General features: G+C 70.7%; 15 protein-coding genes. 6 read left to right on the top strand and 9 right to left on the bottom strand.

What is annotated here, in order from left to right; all coding sequences use genetic code 11:
- Positions 1-62 precede the first annotated feature (62 nt).
- A complete protein-coding gene (locus A5711_RS11250; RefSeq protein WP_082975712.1) occupies positions 63-1,589 on the top strand; it encodes a CHASE3 domain-containing protein in 1,527 nt (508 codons plus the stop codon).
- Positions 1,586-2,026 carry a response regulator gene (locus A5711_RS11245; RefSeq protein ID WP_067946412.1) on the top strand — a complete coding sequence of 147 codons (441 nt, stop codon included), beginning with the start codon at positions 1,586-1,588 and terminating at the stop codon, positions 2,024-2,026. Before A5711_RS11250 ends, A5711_RS11245 begins: the two co-directional genes overlap by 4 nt.
- Before the next feature lie 2 nt (positions 2,027-2,028).
- Here A5711_RS11245 and A5711_RS11240 read toward each other — a convergent pair whose 3' ends face one another.
- Both A5711_RS11240 and A5711_RS11235 read right to left on the bottom strand, forming a co-directional pair.
- Complete coding sequence (locus tag A5711_RS11240) at positions 2,029-3,210, bottom strand: CoA transferase (protein ID WP_067946410.1); 1,182 nt, start codon at positions 3,208-3,210, stop codon at positions 2,029-2,031.
- 12 nt (positions 3,211-3,222) lie between these two features.
- Positions 3,223-4,137, bottom strand: a complete 915-nt coding sequence (locus A5711_RS11235) for a class I SAM-dependent methyltransferase (protein WP_067946408.1) — start codon at positions 4,135-4,137, stop codon at positions 3,223-3,225.
- 116 nt (positions 4,138-4,253) lie between these two features.
- Between A5711_RS11235 and A5711_RS11230 the strand changes: the two genes are divergently transcribed.
- Positions 4,254-5,855 (top strand): AMP-binding protein, encoded by a 1,602-nt coding sequence (locus A5711_RS11230; RefSeq protein ID WP_067946405.1) that lies wholly within the window; start codon positions 4,254-4,256, stop codon positions 5,853-5,855.
- Between the two features lies 1 nt (position 5,856).
- Here A5711_RS11230 and ctpC read toward each other — a convergent pair whose 3' ends face one another.
- The 4 genes from ctpC to A5711_RS11210 form a co-directional block, all read right to left on the bottom strand.
- Positions 5,857-8,031, bottom strand: coding sequence for a manganese-exporting P-type ATPase CtpC (ctpC, locus tag A5711_RS11225; protein ID WP_067946403.1), 2,175 nt, complete (start codon positions 8,029-8,031; stop codon positions 5,857-5,859).
- A gap of 11 nt (positions 8,032-8,042) precedes the next feature.
- Positions 8,043-8,324 (bottom strand): DUF1490 family protein, encoded by a 282-nt coding sequence (locus A5711_RS11220; protein ID WP_066949897.1) that lies wholly within the window; start codon positions 8,322-8,324, stop codon positions 8,043-8,045.
- 90 nt (positions 8,325-8,414) lie between these two features.
- Entirely contained in the window at positions 8,415-9,128 is a 714-nt protein-coding gene (locus A5711_RS11215) for a TIGR03089 family protein (protein ID WP_197500897.1), read from the bottom strand.
- A complete protein-coding gene (locus A5711_RS11210) occupies positions 9,116-10,588 on the bottom strand; it encodes an LCP family protein (protein WP_067946402.1) in 1,473 nt (490 codons plus the stop codon). The genes A5711_RS11215 and A5711_RS11210 overlap by 13 nt, the downstream gene beginning before the upstream one ends.
- Before the next feature lie 99 nt (positions 10,589-10,687).
- Here A5711_RS11210 and rfbD point away from each other — a divergent pair, with 99 nt between their 5' ends.
- Genes rfbD through A5711_RS11195 form a run of 3 tightly spaced genes read left to right on the top strand, consistent with a single transcriptional unit; the run spans position 10,688 to position 13,545 of the window.
- Positions 10,688-11,572: a dTDP-4-dehydrorhamnose reductase gene (gene rfbD, locus A5711_RS11205; protein WP_067946400.1), complete on the top strand. Its 885-nt coding sequence runs from the start codon at positions 10,688-10,690 to the stop codon at positions 11,570-11,572.
- Positions 11,565-12,464, top strand: a complete 900-nt coding sequence (locus A5711_RS11200; RefSeq protein ID WP_067946398.1) for a glycosyltransferase family 2 protein — start codon at positions 11,565-11,567, stop codon at positions 12,462-12,464. The genes rfbD and A5711_RS11200 overlap by 8 nt, the downstream gene beginning before the upstream one ends.
- A 1-nt stretch (position 12,465) precedes the next feature.
- Positions 12,466-13,545, top strand: coding sequence for a sugar phosphate nucleotidyltransferase (locus A5711_RS11195; RefSeq protein ID WP_067946396.1), 1,080 nt, complete (start codon positions 12,466-12,468; stop codon positions 13,543-13,545).
- 37 nt (positions 13,546-13,582) lie between these two features.
- On the opposite strand, the gene A5711_RS11190 is transcribed toward A5711_RS11195, so the two are convergent.
- From A5711_RS11190 to A5711_RS11180, 3 genes are all read right to left on the bottom strand, one after another.
- Positions 13,583-14,122, bottom strand: coding sequence for an NUDIX hydrolase (locus A5711_RS11190; RefSeq protein WP_067946394.1), 540 nt, complete (start codon positions 14,120-14,122; stop codon positions 13,583-13,585).
- On the bottom strand, positions 14,119-15,696 hold the full coding sequence (locus tag A5711_RS11185; RefSeq protein WP_067946392.1) for a class I SAM-dependent methyltransferase: 1,578 nt from the start codon (positions 15,694-15,696) through the stop codon (positions 14,119-14,121). Before A5711_RS11185 ends, A5711_RS11190 begins: the two co-directional genes overlap by 4 nt.
- Positions 15,697-15,706: 10 nt before the next feature.
- On the bottom strand, positions 15,707-16,056 hold a 350-nt coding region (locus A5711_RS11180; RefSeq protein WP_197500898.1), incomplete at its 5' end, for a nitroreductase family protein.

The following is a 16,056-nucleotide window of genomic DNA, read 5'->3' as shown; positions in this document are numbered from 1 at the left end:
TGCGTCGCCTGCGGCTGTCGCAGCTCACCGTGCGTGGCTGGCAGGCCCTCGTCCTGGTCAGCATGGGCGTGATGGTGCTCGCCGGCGCCGTCGTCGGCGCGCTGTTGCTGGACCGCACCGACGAGATGACGCACGAGCTCCTGGACAATATCCAGCCGGCGCGGGTGGCGGCCTTTCAGTTGCAGGCCGCGCTGCGCGACCAGGAGACGGGCATCCGGGGCTATCTGATCGCCGGGGACCGGCAATTCCTCACGCCGTACTACGACGGGCAGCACGCCGAACGCGCCGCGGTGGAAGAGATCCGGCGCCGTCTGAGTGAGCGTCCGGACCTCATCGGCGACCTGGACGCGATCGAGAGCGCCGCGGCCAAGTGGCGGGCCAGCTATGCCGAACCGGCCATCGGCACCGTGCTGCCGAACGGGAAGAACGTCACGAGCAAACCGTCGGCGGAGCGCGGCAAGGCCGAATTCGACCATCTGCGAGGGCTTTTCGACAGTCAGAACGCGAACCTGGCCGCCGCGCGGGTGAGTGCCGCGGGCGAACTCCAGCGCGTCGATGCCTGGCGCGACAGGGCGTTCGGCGCCATGGTGTTGCTGTTCTTCATCACGGCCGGGCTGCTGGGGTTCCTGATCCGGGACACCGTCGCGCGTCCACTCGCCGCGCTGGCCGCGGCGTGCCGGCGGATCACCGAGGGCAACTTCGAGGAGAGCATCGCAGCGCCGAAGCGGCCCAAAGACGTTCGCGGCATGGCGATCGACGTGGAGAACATGCGCAAACGCATGGTCGACGAGCTCGAGACATCGCGTACCGCCCAGGCGCAGCTGGACGAGCAGGCGGCCGAATTGCGCCGGTCCAACACCGAACTCGAGCAGTTCGCCTACGTCGCGTCGCATGACCTGCAGGAGCCGCTGCGCAAGGTCGCCTCGTTCTGCCAGCTGCTGGAGCGGCGATACGGCGACAAGCTCGACGAGCGCGGCATCGAATACATCGGATTCGCGGTCGACGGGGCCAAACGGATGCAGGCGTTGATCAACGACCTGCTTACCTTTTCGCGCGTCGGCCGGCTTGGCGCCACGGAGACCGACGTGGACCTCGACACGGCGCTGGATTCCGGCCTGGCCAACCTGGCCACCTCGATCGAAGAGTCGGACGCCGAAATCGTGCGCCCCGACGCGCTCCCGCGGATCAAGGGCGACCCCATGTTGCTGACGATGCTGTGGCAGAACCTCATCGGCAACGCGGTGAAGTTCCGGCACAAAGACCGCAGGCCCCGCGTCGTCATCGAGTGCGCGCCGGGCACCGGTATCCACGACGGCGAATGGCTGATCACCGTGTCGGACAACGGCATCGGCATCCCGGCCGAGTTCGCCGACAAGGTCTTCGTCATCTTCCAACGCCTGCACGGTCGCGACGTGTACGCCGGGACCGGCGTCGGTCTCGCGTTGGTCAAGAAGATCGTCGAGCACCATGGCGGCACCATCCGGATCGACCCGACCCGCACCGAAGGGACGCGGTTCGAGTTCACGCTGCCCATGCCCGAGCCCGCCGGCGAAGCAGACTCAGACGCTTTGGAAGGAGCGCATCAATGACATCGGAAGGCAGAGCGATCGACATCCTGCTCGTCGAGGACGACCCGGGGGACGAACTCATCACGCGAGAAGCGTTCGAGCACAACAAACTCAAGAACCGGCTCCATGTGGCGCACGACGGTGAGGAAGGCCTCGACTACCTCTACCAGCGCGGTAAGTTCGAGAATGCGCCGCGGCCCGACCTCATCCTGCTGGACCTGAACCTGCCGAAGTACGACGGCCGCCAGCTGCTGGAGAAGGTCAAGTCCGACCCGGACCTGGCCCGCATCCCGGTCGTGGTGCTCACCACCTCCTCGGCCGAGGAGGACATCCTGCGCAGCTACAAGCTGCACGCCAACGCCTACGTCACCAAGCCGGTCGACCTGGACCAGTTCATGAAGGCGGTCCGGCAGATCGACGAGTTCTTCGTCCAGGTGGTGCGCCTGCCCAGCCTGTAAGGCTATGGCGCGCCGAGAAACTCGTCGTTGTGCTGCCCGGGCGCGGGCGGGGGATCGGTGGCCGCCGCGTCGAAGCTCGCGTAGCGCGCCGGCATGCGGACCACCGTGACCGCCTCGTCACCGTCGCCCACGCGCAAGGCGAGCTCGTTCTCCCCGAACAGCGGGGTGTCCACCACCTGCTTCCAGGTGTAGGCCAGGCAGGCCATCAGTCCGCCTTGCTGAAGCAGCTCAACCCATTCGGCCGCGGTCTTGGCGGCCAGCGCAGACTCGAGTTCCTCGGTCAATTCGGGGTAATTCATTGCGCGCGAACGCTGATCGATGAACCGCTCGTCGGTCAGCAGCTCCGGCCGCCCGATGATCTGACACAGCTTCGCCCAATGCTTGGGCACGTACGCGCTGATCACCAGGTACCCGTCGGCGGCTTTGAACGCGTCGGATGGTTGGGTGGCGAAGCCAACTCCCTTGCGCTTCTTCGCTTTCGGTGTGGCGTCGGGTTTGGGCGCGTCGCTGGGCTTGTTCAGATGGATGGTGAGCTGGCCGGCCTGCAAGTTGACGGCGACGTCGTACATGGCGACGCGCACCACGTCCGCCACGCCATGGCGCTCCCGATTGAGCAGCGCGGCCAGCACCGCCTGGGCCAGCACGTGACCGCTGGCGGCGTCGACGAGCTGGAACGGGATGATCTGCGGTTTGCCGGTGGGGGTCGGCATTCCGGTGGTCATGCCCGACTCGGCCGCGACCATCAGGTCGACACCCGGCCTGCTGCCGTGCGGGCCGTTGCCGCCATAGGCCGAAAGCCGCGCGTAGACGAGCCTGGGGTTGCGGGCGCGCAACTCGTCGGGGCCCAGGCCCATCCGTTCCATCACGCCGGGGCGGAACCCTTCCAGCACGACGTCGGCGGTGTCGACGAGCCGCAGGATCTGTTGTTTGGCTTCGTCGTTGGTGAGGTCGACCGCCACCGACTTCTTGCCCCGGTTGTGCGGCAGGAACAGCGTGGGCAGCGGCGGGCGCCCGGGCAGGACCGCGGTGATCTGCCGGGCCGCCTCACCCAGGGGCGCCTCGACCTTGATCACCTCGGCGCCCAGGTCGGCCAGCACCTGGCCGGCCAACGGCCCGGCGATGTTCTGGGTGAAATCGAGTACCCGGAACCCGTCAAGCGGCTTGGCGGGCGTGCTGTCTGCCATGGGTGGCCTTCCTCAACGGGCCGTGTGCAACTCCGCGATGCAGTAGTAGTTCTCGGCGAACGGCGCACCGGGTTCGGTGCGCTGCAAAGGTAACCCGTTGTCGGCCAACAGCTGATTCAGGGGTGTGCGAACCGCGCGCCAGCCGTGCCGCTCCAGGTACGTCGCCGCGTCGTTGCGCTCGCCAGGGAAGCCGAGGTCGCCGAGCGCGATGTCCAGGCCGTTGTCGCGCCACTTCTGGCTCGCGGCGTTCAGCGCGTCCCCGTTGGTGCCGGAGTTGATGAAGACCTCGGCCACCAGCCGGCTGCCGTCGCCGCTGAGTGCGGTGATGTCGTCGAGCAGCCGGTCCTGCGCCTCGGGCGGCAGGAAGCCGAGCAGGCCCTCGGCGGCCCAGGCGGCGGGCAGGGCGGGGTTGAATCCGGTGTCGCGCAGGGCCGACGGCCAGTCGTGGCGCAGGTCGACCGGGACGGCGCGGACTTCGGCCGCGGGCTCGGCGCCGAGCTCGGCGAAGGTGGCCGTCTTGAATTCGATGACTTGCGGCTGGTCGATCTCGAACACCGTGGTGCCCGCCGCCCACGGGAGCCGGTAGGCGCGCGCGTCCAGGCCGGACGCCAGGATCACCACCTGGCGGAGGCCGGCCGCGCCCGCCTCGGCGAAGAACGCGTCGATGTAGCGCGTGCGGGCGGCCAGCATGTCGGTCATGCGCTGCATGCCCCACGGGGCGCCGGGCTCGTCGACGTCGGCCGAGCTCAATTCGCCCGCCGCCCACCGCGTCATGAACTCCACGCCGACGGCGCGCACCAGCGGCTCGGCGAACGGGTCGTCGATCAACCCGTCGCGGGTGGCCCGGGCCCGTCCGGCCGCCACCATGGTGGCGGTGGCTCCCACGCTCGTGGCCAGGTCCCAGCTGTCGTTGTCGGTGCGCGTCATCGGCAATGCCCTTTCCGTCTAGTCGTTAACCAGAGTAACGATGGTGACCAAAGACCCCGGTCCGTAGTGGCGTTGCGCCCTTATCCCGGGCCTGGGTCGGGCGGCAGCATCGATGTGTGGAACTTCTCCGGCGCGCGGGTTTGGAAGCTCGGTCGCTGTTTCTCTATGCCCGGTCGGGCGGATTGGGGTGGCTACCGCCCGGGCGGATCCTGCCCGTGGTGCGCGCCCTCGACCGCTACGGCCTGCTGGGCGCGGCGCCGACCATCGCCGCCGGGCGAGACCGTGCCGGGTTGGCGCTGATCGACGAGCGCGGGCCCGTGACGTTCGGTGAGCTGGACGAGCGGACCAACGCGTTGGCCAACGAGTGGCGGCGGCGCGGGCTCGGCCCGGGCGCCGGCGTGGCCATCCTGGCCGGCAACCACCGGGGCTTCCTGGAGGCCGTCTTCGCCGCCGGGAAGTGCGGCGCGACCGTCCTGCTGCTCAACACCGGCTTCGGGCCGACGCAGTTCGCCGAGACGCTGGCCCGCGAGGGCGCCGACCTGCTGGTGTACGACGAGGAATACAGCGCCGTCGTCGGGGACGTCCTGCCGAGGTTGGGCCGGATCCGGGCCTGGACGGATGCGCCCGCTCCCGACACCCTGGACGCGCTGATCGAGCGCGGCGACCCCGGCCCGCCGCCCCCGTCGGGCGGGCGGCCCAAGATCGTCATCGCGACCAGCGGGACGACGGGAACCCCCAAGGGCGCCGCGCGTTCCGAGCCCCACTCGCTGATACCGGTCGGCGGTCTGCTCGGCAAGGTCCCGTTCCGCGGTCGGGAAGTCACGGAATGCTGTGTGCCGCTGCTTCATTCGATGGGGTTCAGCCACGCGATGTACGCGATGGTGCTGGGTTCGACGCTGGTGCTGCGCCGCGAATTCGACGCCCGGCAGGCGCTGGCCAGCGTGGCCGCGCACCGGGCCAGCGCGATGATCGTCGTGCCGATCATGTTGCGGCGCATCCTCGATCTCGGGCCGGCCGTCATGGCCGAGCACGACCTGTCGTCGCTGCGCATCGTGTTCGTCGGCGGTTCCCAGCTCGGCGCGGCGCTGGCCACCCGGGCGCTCGACGCGCTGGGCCCGGTGGTCTACAACATGTACGGGTCCACCGAGGTCGCCTACGCCACCATCGCCACGCCCGCCGATCTGACCGGCGCGCCGGGCTGCGTGGGTGGGGTGGTCCCCGGCTCGGTCGTCAAGATCTTCGGCGACGACGGCCGCGAGTTACCGCCGGGCACGCCGGGGCGGATTTTCGTGGGCAACGTGCTGACCTTCCAGGGATACACCGATGGCGCGACCAAGGAGTCGATCGAGGGCCTGATGTCCACCGGCGACATCGGCCATTTCGATGCCGGCGGCAGGCTCTTCATCGACGGGCGAGACGACGAGATGATCGTCTCCGGCGGGGAGAACGTGTACCCCGGCGAGGTCGAAGAGGCGCTCGCGCAGCATCCCGGCATCCTCGACGCCGCCGTGGTCGGCGTCGACGACGAGGAGTTCGGGCAGCGGTTGCGCGCCTACATCGTGGTCCGGCCAGGTGCGGCGCTGACCGAACACGACGTCCGGGAATACGTGCGGAACCGGTTGGCGCGCTTCAAGATTCCCCGCGACGTGCTGTTCGTCGACGAACTGCCCCGCAATGCCGGCGGCAAGGTGCTCAAGCGGGTGCTGACCAGCGGCTGAGTCAGTCCAGCCGGTAGCGGATCAGCCGGGAGCTGTTGGCCACCACCGCGACCGACGACGCGTTGTGCAGGATCGCGGCCAGCACGGGGGACAGCGCGCCGCCCGCGCCGATGATCAGCCCGGCGGCGTTGACGGCGATGGACATGCCGTAGTTCTCCCGGATGACGTCGACCGCGCGGGCGCCCAGGTCGCGCACGTCGAGCAGCCGGTGCAGGTCGTCGTTGGCCAGCGCCACGTCGGCGGTCTCGACCGCGACGTCGGTTCCGGCCAGGCCCATCGCGATCCCGATGTCGGCGGCCGCCAGCGCCGGGGCGTCGTTGATGCCGTCGCCGACCATGCCGACCACGTAGCCGTCGTCCTGCAGCCCGCGCACCACCTCGAGCTTGTCCTCCGGCATCACCTCGGCGCGCCACTCGTCGATGCCCAGCTCCTCGGCCACCACCTGGGCGATGTCCGGATGATCGCCGGTGAGCATGACGATGCGGCGGATGCCGTTGTCCCGCAACTGCTTCAGTACCTCGACCGCCTCGGTCCGCACCTCGTCGCGCAGGCTGATCAGCCCCACCAGCTTGCCGTCGACCGCGAGCAACAGCGGGGTTTCGGCCTGGCGGCGCAGCCTGTCCACCCACTCCGACGCCTTCTTCGAGACCCGCACCTTCTCGGCGCGCAGCAGCCCGGGGCTGCCGAGCAGCAGGGTGCGGCCGTCGGCCCAGGTGCGCATGCCCAGGCCCACCAGCACCTCGCACTCCTCGTGCGGCGGGATGGTGATGTGGCGTTCCTCGGTGGAGCGGATCACCGCCTCGGCCAGCGGATGGCGGGAGTGGATCTCCGAGCTCGCCGCGTATGCCAGCACCTGCTCGGGTTCCCAATCCTTATGCAGCGCAATGATATTGGTGACAACGGGACGGCCGACGGTCAACGTTCCGGTCTTGTCGAACACGATCGCGTCCACCCGGCCGGCCTGTTCGAGGTGGGAGCCGCCCTTGATCAGGATGCCGCGGCGCGCGCCGTTGCCGATCGCGGCGCTGATCGCGGTCGGGGTGGACAGACCCACCGCGCAGGGGCACGCGATCAACAGCATGGTCATCGCGCGGCGGACGTCGCCGGTGACCGCCAGAGTGAGGGCCGACACGATGAACGACGTCGGAACAAAACGGCGGGAGAAGTTTTCGCCGACGGTCTGGATGGGCGCCCGGTCGTGCTGGGCCTCCTCGACCCGGGTGATGATGCGCCCGATCGCGGTCTGATTGCCGACGGCCTGCGCGCGGACCACCAGGCGCCCGCGCACCACGACCGATCCGGCGTGCACGTGCGCGCCGACCATGACGGAGACGGGCAGGTTCTCCCCGGTGATCGCGGACTGATTGACGATCGCCTCGCCGTCGACCACCTCGCCGTCCACCGGTATCGCGACGTGATCGTGGATGATCACCTCGTCGCCGATCTGGACGCTGTCGATCGGGACCTGAACCTCGGCCCCGTCGGTCAGCCGGATCCACGCCGTGTCCTGGCTGCCGCGCAGCAGTTCGGAAATGGCCCGACGGGTCCGGCGCAGGGTGAGGTCCTGCAGGTACTCACCGATGTTGAGCAGCCACAGCACCGTCAGCGCCACCACGTTCTCGCGCAGCACCAGGCTCGCCACCGTCGCCGCCGACACCAGGGCGTCGGTGCCGGCCCGGCCGGAGCGCAACGAGCGCAGCGCGCCGCGCAGGAACGGGTAGCCGGTGAAGATGGTGACGCCGGTGGCCAGCACCCGGCCGTTCGGGCCGAGCAGTGGCGGCCGGGCGAACACGTAGCGGCGCACGCCGAGCAGCGCCAGCGCGGCACCGCCGACGACCATCCGCAACACGTCGGTGTTGCGGATCTCCTCCGAATGCGGCGCGCGCGCCGGGATCAGCTCGGCGGCGACGTGAGCGGCGGAGCCGATCGCGGCCAGCACCGCGGCGCGGTCACAGCGCCGCGGCGAATACCAGACGACGACGCACCCGGTGCGCGGGTAGGCGTGCACCACGCGCACGCCGTCCTCGCTGGCGACGGCCTCCTCGACCGCCACCGCGCGCCGCGAGTCGCACCGCAGCCAGCCGACGGAAACCCGCATGCGCCCGGCGGCGTCCGAAACAACCTGCAGCGCAGGGTCTTTCGATCGGACCGGGTCCAGGGCGGTGGCGAGTGCCATCTGCGCGGGGATCAGTGGTCGTGCTGGTGGACGTCGGCGACGGCCGGCGTGGGCGCTTCCTCGCCGATGCGTTCGCGGGCCTCGGCCATGACGTCGGCGATCTTCAACCGGGCGGACTCGGCGGCTTCCTCGGCCTTGCGCGTCCCACGCAGCCCCAGCTCGGCCGCCGACACCGCGGTCTCGTGCAGCGGCGCCTTGGCCACGGCCTTGCGCACCACCTCGTAGGCCGTCACGCCGACCAGGCCGGTGACCACCGTCGATGCTGCCTTCGCCAAGAGCGCGTACCCCGCCATTACCCGGACCTCCCTGTCGTCGCGGCGTCAGCTGATGCTCGCTCGACGTTAACATTGAAATATTGCGATATCAATATGTATTCGCCGGGCCTACAGCTCGCGGTTCACCTTTTCGGTCTCGATCCTGCGCGCAAGCGCCGACGGGTCGGGGTTGGCCACCTGCACCAGCGACCCGCCGACGGCCAGGATCGCCAGCAGGCCGTCCACCAGCTCGCCGGGTTCCGACCACGCGGCGGTGGACAGCACCCGGTCACCGGCCGTCAATCCCCTTGCGGCGGCAGCGCTTTGGCAGTCGGCGAGAACCTCGTCGACGGATCGGCCCGCGAGGGCCGGACCGGGATGGGGTTCGGCGACGATCTGGTCGCCGTGCACCCGCACGGCGGTCGCGTAGTCGGTGACGCCGATCGGCAGGTCGGGTGCGGGGCGGCCGAACGGGTCCAGCGACAGCACCGCCACCTCGCCGGCCCCGGTCTCGTCCGCCTCGGCCAGCCGTTCGGCGGTGCACATGGCGATGTCCGCCTCACCTGCCAGCACGGCCTCGGCGCCGATCCACCACACCCCGAACAGCACGGCCGCGGTCTGCCAGTGCGCCGGGAGCAGGATCGCAACCCGGCTGCCCGGCCCGGCGCCGAGCTCGTCGCGTAACAGGTTGCCGGTCTTGGCCGCCCAGTTGGCCAGCGTCGCCGCCGAGAGCTCGATGCGCTCGCCGGCCGCGTCGTCGTAGTAGGTGATGCGCGGGCCGACCGGGTCGGCCCGCAGCATCGGGTCCAGGATGGCGCCGGCGAGCGTGCTCAGTTGATGCACTCGGGCTTGTCGGAACCGGCCGTCAGGATCGGCGAGGGCGCCGGGACGTTCGGGTCGGCCGCCACCGCACCGACGTTGGACACCCGGGCGGGCATCACCGACCCGGTGCCCGAAAGTCCGGAGCCGGGGCCGCTGTAGTCGTTGCCCAGCACCACCCGCACCGTGCCCGCCGCGACGGATGGGTCGGCGACCACCGGCAGCCCGCCGAGCTCCTTGGCCACCTCCTGGGCGCCCAGGTCGTCGCTCTTGGCGGCCCGCACCTGGCTGCCCTTGACGTGGCCGCCGTCGTTGTTGCCGACCGTGCCGGCGCCAAAGCCCTTGGCGGTCAACACCTGGGAGACCGCCGATGCCAGGCCATTGATGTCGGTGTCGTTGACCACGCTGGCGATGGTCTTCGCCGGGGTGTAGGCGAGCTCCTCGGTCTTGCCCTGCTCTTGGTCGTGCAGCAGCCCGTTGACCCAGTCCTGAACCTGGTGCGGGTCCACCCGCACCACGCTCTGCATGCCGTCGTCACTCCAGCCGGCCCCGTCCAGCACCGGGATGGTGGCGAACGCGACGTTGCCGCCGGCGAGCTTCTGCATCTGCTGGACGAAATCCATGACGTCCCAACCCTGCGAGATCACCACCGAGCGTTGCACCGCGGCCTCGAGGCGTCGCACGGTGGCTGGGCTGGACAGCGTCTTGCCGGAGATCACCCGGTGCGCCAGTGAGGCCATCACCACCTGCTGGCGCACCACCCGGTCCAGGTCGCCGCGGGGCAACTCGTGGCGCTGACGGACGAAGCTGAGCGCCTCCGGCCCGTCCAGCCGTTGCGGGCCGGCGGGGAAGTCGGCGCCCGAAAGCGGTTCGAACACCGGCTCTTTGAGGCACACGTCCACGCCGCCGAGCGCGTCGGTGATCAACGAGAAGCCGAGCAGCCCGATCTCGGCGTAGTGGTCGACGGTGACGCCGGTGAGGTCGGCGACGGTCTTGATCAGGGCCTCGCGCCCGGCCTCGGTGCCCTGCGCCGCGGCGTCCTCGGCGGAGTCGCCGGCCTTCACCAGGCTGGTGCGCTTGGCCTCGCGGGTCTGGCCGTAGACGCCGTTGATCTTCGTCTTGCCCAGGCCGGGGGCCGCGACGTAGGAGTCGCGCGGGATCGAGATGGCGGTCGCCGACTTCCCGTTGTTGGGGATCCGGATCAGGATGATCGTGTCGGTGTTGGTCGCTTCCTCGTCGCCGGCCCGCAGGGTGGCCAGCTCCTCTTGGGACAGCGGGTTGCCGTGCGCGTCCGTGCGGCTGTCGAGCCCCACCAGCAGGATGTCGATCGCGCCGTCGTCGCCGCCCTTGCCGAGCGAGGGTGCGGACATGTGGAAGATGCCGTCCTCGAAGGACCGGACGTTGCTCCACGCGAGCCCGGTGCCGAGGACCACCACGAGGGTGAGCGCAGTGGCAATCACACGAACCACACGTTGCACAGGCATCCCACTAGGTTACTTGCGGCACACGCGCTTCGCGGGTAGCGAACCCCCGCGCGCCCCGGGCGTTCGCCCGGGCTTTCCCGGGCATGCCAGACTCAAACCATGTCGAGCAGGATCGTGATCGCCGGTGCCGGGGGGCAGCTGGGCAGCTATTTGCGCTCGCTGGCGGCCAGTCAGGGCCGCGACGTGCTGGCGCTGACGTCGTCAGAGTGGGACATCACCGACCCCGCCGCCGCCGAGCGGATCATCGAGCGCGGCGACGTGGTGATCAATTGCGCGGCATACACCGACGTGGACGGCGCCGAGAGCGACGAGGCCGGCGCCTACGCCGTCAACGCCACCGGCCCCGAGAACATCGCCCGGGCCTGCGCGCGGGCCGGCGCCCGGTTCATCCACGTCTCCACCGACTACGTCTTCAACGGAGACTTCGGCGGCGCCGACCCGCGGCCCTACGAGCCCAGCGATCAAACCGCCCCGGCGGGGGTGTACGGGCGCAGCAAGCATGCCGGGGAAGAGGCCGTCCTGGCGGCGATGCCGGATGCCGTCATCGTCCGCACCGCCTGGGTCTACACCGGCGGCGACGGGAAGGACTTCGTCGCCGTCATGCGCCGGCTGGCCGCGGGGGACGGGCCGGTGAAAGTCGTCGACGACCAGGTCGGATCGCCGACGTATGTGGGCGACCTGGCCGAGGCGCTGCTGCAGATCGCCGACGACCACGTGCCCGGGCCGATCCTGCACGCCGCCAACGAGGGCGCGGTGTCCCGCTTCGAGCAGACCCGCGCGATCTTCTCCGAGTGTGGCGCCGACCCCGAGCGTGTGCACCCGGTCAGCACCGCGGAGTTTCCCCGCCCCGCGCCGCGCCCGACCTACTCCGCGCTGTCGGGCCGCGAGTCCGCCGCGGCGGGCCTGCGGCCGTTAAGGCCCTGGCGCGCTGCGCTTGTCGCGGCGCTCGCCGCCGATCTACCGTTACCCTCTACGCGTGACTGACGTCCTGCCGGTCGTGACGGTGACCTACTCGCCGGGCCCACACCTCGAGCGCTTCCTGGCCTCGCTGTCGCTGGCCACCGAGCGGCCCGTGTGCGTGTTGATGGCCGACAACGGCTCCACCGACGGCACCCCGCAGGCCGCCGTCGAGCGCTACCCGAACGTGCGGCTCTTCCACACCGGCGCCAACCTCGGGTACGGCACCGCGATCAATCGCGCGGTCGCCCAGCTCGCCGAGACGCCGGACATCGACGACGACTGGGTGATCGTGGCCAACCCCGACGTGCAGTGGGGCCCGGGCAGCATCGACGCCCTGCTGGACGCCGCCACCCGCTGGCCGCGCGCCGGCGCCCTGGGCCCGCTCATCCGCGACCCCGACGGCTCGGTGTACCCGTCGGCGCGCCACCTGCCCAGCCTCATCCGCGGCGGCATGCACGCGGTCGTCGGCCCGATCTGGAAGCGCAATCCCTGGACGGCGGCCTACCGCCAGGAGCGGCTGGAGCCCACCGAACGCGCCGTGGGCTGGCTGTCGGGGTCGTGCCTGCTGGTCCGCCGGTCCGCCTTTGGCCAAGTCGGCGGGTTCGACGAGCGCTACTTCATGTATATGGAAGACGTCGACCTCGGGGACCGGCTCGGCCGGGCCGGCTGGCTCAACGTGTACGTGCCGTCGGCCGAGGTGCTGCACCACAAGGGCCACTCCACCGGCGACGACCCGGCGAGCCACCTGGCGGCGCATCACAAGAGCACCTACCTGTTTCTGGCCGACCGGCATTCGGGGTGGCGGCGCGCGCCGCTGCGCTGGACGCTGCGGGCGTCGCTGGCGCTACGGTCCCGCCTGATGGTGCGTGGCGCGCTGCGCAGTCGGAGACGGAAACTGGCGGAAGGGCGGCGCTGAGATGGCTAACCCGCAAGTCGATGCCGTAATTCTGGTCGGCGGCAAGGGCACCCGGCTGCGGCCGCTGACGCTGTCGGCGCCCAAGCCCATGCTGCCCACCGCCGGTCTGCCGTTTTTGACCCACCTGCTCTCGCGGATCGCCGCGGCGGGCATCGAGCACGTCATCCTGAGCACGTCGTATCAGGCCGCGGTGTTCGAGGCGGAGTTCGGCGACGGGTCCAAGCTCGGCCTGCAGATCGACTACGTCACCGAGGAGCGGCCGTTGGGGACCGGCGGCGGCATCGCCAACGTGGCAGGCCACCTGCGTCACGACACCGTGATGGTGTTCAACGGCGACGTGCTCTCGGGTTCCGACCTCAATCAGATGATCGACTTCCACCGGGCCCAGCAGGCCGACGTCACCCTGCACCTGGTGCGGGTGGGCGACCCGCGGGCCTTCGGCTGCGTCACGACCGACGAGAGCGGCAGGGTCACCGCGTTCGTCGAGAAGACGCAGGACCCGCCCACCGATCAGATCAACGCCGGCTGCTACGTCTTCGAGCGCGGCATCATCGACCGCATCCCGCGGGGGCGCGAGGTGTCGGTCGAACGCGAGGTGTTTCCCGCCCTGCTCTCCGACCCGGACGTCAAGGTGTGCGGCTACGTCGACGCGACCTACTGGCGGGACATGGGCACACCGGAAGACTTCGTGCGCGGATCGGCGGACCTGGTGCGAGGGATCGCGCCGTCGCCGGCGCTGCACGGCCACCGCGGCGAGCAGCTGGTGCACGACGGCGCGGCGGTGTCGCCGGGCGCGGTGCTGGTCGGCGGCACCGTCGTCGGGCGGGGTGCCGAGATCGGTCCCGGCGTCCGGCTGGACGGTGCCGTGATCTTCGACGGCGTCAAGGTCGAGGCCGGCAGCGTGATCGAGCGGTCCATCATCGGCTTCGGCGCGCGCATCGGCCCGCGGGCGCTGATCCGCGACGGCGTGATCGGCGACGGCGCCGACATCGGCGCGCGCTGCGAGTTGCTGCGCGGCGCCCGGGTTTGGCCCGGCGTCTCGATCCCCGACGGCGGGATCCGCTACTCCTCCGACGTCTGAGCGCATTGCCCCTCCCGCGCCGAGTGTGAAGCTAGCTTCACGTTCGGCGGGTGGCGCGCCCCACCAGATAGGCCAACGCGTGATCGGTGCCCTCGGGTAGACCGTCGGCCGGCCACCACCGCAGGTCCTCCGACTCGTCGCTGATCGCGATCTGCGCGCCGGCCGGCGCGTGCGCGACGAACTGCAGATCCAGGTGGCGGGTGGGCACACCCAACGAACAGGTGAGCGCGTGGACGTGGATCGCGGCCAGCCGCGGCTCGATGCGCAAACCGTCGACGCCGGATTCCTCGGTGGCCTCGCGCAGCGCGGCGGCGACGATGTCGCCGTCGTCCTCGTCGCAGTGGCCGCCCAGCTGCACCCACCGGCCGACGCGGGGATGCAGCGTCAGCAGCACCCGGCCGCCGGAGTCGTCGAGCACCAGCGCCGAGGCGGTGACATGACCCGGCACGCACTCGCGGCGACACGCGTCGGGGCGGGCGTACACGAAGGCCAGGACCGCTTGCCGCAACGCGTCCTGCGCCGCGTCGGGCGCCTCCCACTCGGACAGCAGCGAGATCGCCGACTCCCGGACGCTCACCGGGAACCCCGCCGTTTCCGGCGGTCCCGCAGCGCGACCCAGGCCGCGCGGCAGTGCCGCACCACGTCGGGCGGCAGTTTCAGCCCGTCGATCAGGGCGTGGCGGTCGACGAGGTCGAGCGCCTTCTCGATCTCGTTGGCCTTCAACAGCAGGTCGACGTCGCAGGCGAGCTCGGGGCCGGCGAGCGCCGGCGGGGGAATGGGCAGCTGCTCGGCTTCGCGCGGTTCCAGCTCCAAGATCCCGCCGCCGTAACTGCGGCCGATGATCTCGGCGAAGGCGAACGTCACGCTGTTGTGGAACACCGCGGCCAGCCCGGTCGGGTCGACACCGGCGGTGAGCCGGACCCGGTGCACCGTGTCGGTGCTCGTCGCCGCGGCGGCGTTGACGGTCAGCCGCGGCGCCCGGTGGATCTGGCGCAGCATGAACAGGTCCGGGATCCACAGCGACGGCGTGCTCCACCACGGCTTGCGGATCGAGCACTTGAAGCCGCGGTCCACGCCGGCGGCCGCCCCGGCATCGATGTGCGCCAGCAGGGCGGGGTCGACGGCGTCGCGCCGCGCGTCGAGCAGCCAGCCCCGGCGCCCGGCGGCGAGATCGCTTGCCCGGCAGACGTTGTCGTAGACCAGTCCGCACAACTGTGCGCTGCGCGAGACGAGCGGGACGCAGTGGGGCAGCAGCCCGAGCTCGCGGGCCTGCGCGTCGGTGAACGTGAAGAAGCTGTTGCGGCCCGTCACGATCCCCACGTCCACGGCGGCGACCGACCCGAGCCGCGTCAGCGTCGTCGACTCCTTGAGCGTGCGCAGCAGCCGGATCGCGGCCGGGTCCAGGAAGTACTGGGTCCACTTCTCGTTCTCGTGCAACAGCGCGGGCGCCCATTCGGCGTCCAGGTCCGCGTGCGCGAGGGCATCGGCGTCGGTGAGGTGCACCGTGCGGATCCGGGCGGGTCCGGCGCCGGCGACCCCACAGAACAACACCACCTCCTGCAGGATGCCGTCGAACACCAATCGCTCGAACGTCACCAGCGTGATGTCACTGAACCGGCTCAACAGGAACTCGCGCAGCTGTGCGGCATAGGTGACCTGGAGTAACTCGGCGGGCAGCACCAGGCCCACCCGGCCGCCGTCGCGCACCAAGACCGAGCTAGCCACCACGAAGGGGACCCAGGCGTTGGTGAGCCGGCTGGGCCGCAATCCCTCGCGCCGCATCAGCTCCAGCGCGGGCTCGCGCTGCTCGGCCGCCCAGTTGCCGAACCGGATGTAGGGCGGGTTTCCCGCGACCCCGTCCCAACCGCCGGTCCGGGTGGTAGCGAGCCAGGCGAACAGGTTCGCGGCGTCGACGGGCGCGAATTCCCGCGCCTTGGCCGCCTCTTCGGCGACCAGCTCGACGCCGTGGACCCGCCCGCCGAGGGCGGCCAGCTCGCGCAGGATCGCACCGTCGCCGCAGGAGGGTTCGACGATGCGCGGTCCGGCGCCGCGCACCCAGCGGGCCAGGAACCGGGCGACGGGCGCCGGTGTGTAGTAGCCGCCGCGGACCTTGTCGGCGGATGCCGCCGCCTTGCCCGCGAACGTTTTCATGGGGCCAGTATCACTTGCGGATCAACAAATCCCCGGCGTCCGCCGGGTCACGCGGCCCGGCGGGTTCCTCGGGGTAGCCGATCGCGATGGCGCCCAACGGCTCCCAATCGGCCGGCAGGTCGAGCTCGGCGCGCACCAGGTCGGCGGCGAAGATCGTGGAGCCGATCCAGCAGCTGCCCACCCCCCGCACGGCCAACGCGACGAGCAGCGCCTGCACGGCCGCCCCGACGGCGACGGTGAACATCGTGTGCTCGGCGTCGGTGCGGGCGGCGTCGGGATACGTGTGCGCGCCGTCGGGAACCAGCATCGGGACGACGACCTCGGGTGCGTCGTAGAGGATCTGGCCGCGCGCCACCCGTC

Origin of the sequence: Mycobacterium sp. E2238 (genome assembly GCF_001672665.1) — a bacterium.
In the GTDB taxonomy this organism is placed as follows: Bacteria; Actinomycetota; Actinomycetes; order Mycobacteriales; family Mycobacteriaceae; genus Mycobacterium.
This window is presented reverse-complemented; position numbering and strand designations above follow the sequence as displayed.

Bases quoted from the DNA above. Each gene is read 5' to 3' on its own strand.
- A5711_RS11250 (WP_082975712.1), top strand. From the start codon at position 63: ATGGGCGTGATGGTGCTCGCCGGCGCCGTCGTCGGCGCGCTGTTGCTG.
- A5711_RS11245 (WP_067946412.1), top strand. From the start codon at position 1,586: ATGACATCGGAAGGCAGAGCGATCGACATCCTGCTCGTCGAGGACGAC.
- A5711_RS11240 (WP_067946410.1), bottom strand. From the start codon at position 3,210: ATGGCAGACAGCACGCCCGCCAAGCCGCTTGACGGGTTCCGGGTACTC.
- A5711_RS11235 (WP_067946408.1), bottom strand. From the start codon at position 4,137: ATGACGCGCACCGACAACGACAGCTGGGACCTGGCCACGAGCGTGGGA.
- ctpC (WP_067946403.1), bottom strand. From the start codon at position 8,031: ATGGCACTCGCCACCGCCCTGGACCCGGTCCGATCGAAAGACCCTGCG.
- A5711_RS11220 (WP_066949897.1), bottom strand. From the start codon at position 8,324: ATGGCGGGGTACGCGCTCTTGGCGAAGGCAGCATCGACGGTGGTCACC.
- A5711_RS11210 (WP_067946402.1), bottom strand. From the start codon at position 10,588: ATGCCTGTGCAACGTGTGGTTCGTGTGATTGCCACTGCGCTCACCCTC.
- rfbD (WP_067946400.1), top strand. From the start codon at position 10,688: ATGTCGAGCAGGATCGTGATCGCCGGTGCCGGGGGGCAGCTGGGCAGC.
- A5711_RS11195 (WP_067946396.1), top strand. From the start codon at position 12,466: ATGGCTAACCCGCAAGTCGATGCCGTAATTCTGGTCGGCGGCAAGGGC.
- A5711_RS11185 (WP_067946392.1), bottom strand. From the start codon at position 15,696: ATGAAAACGTTCGCGGGCAAGGCGGCGGCATCCGCCGACAAGGTCCGC.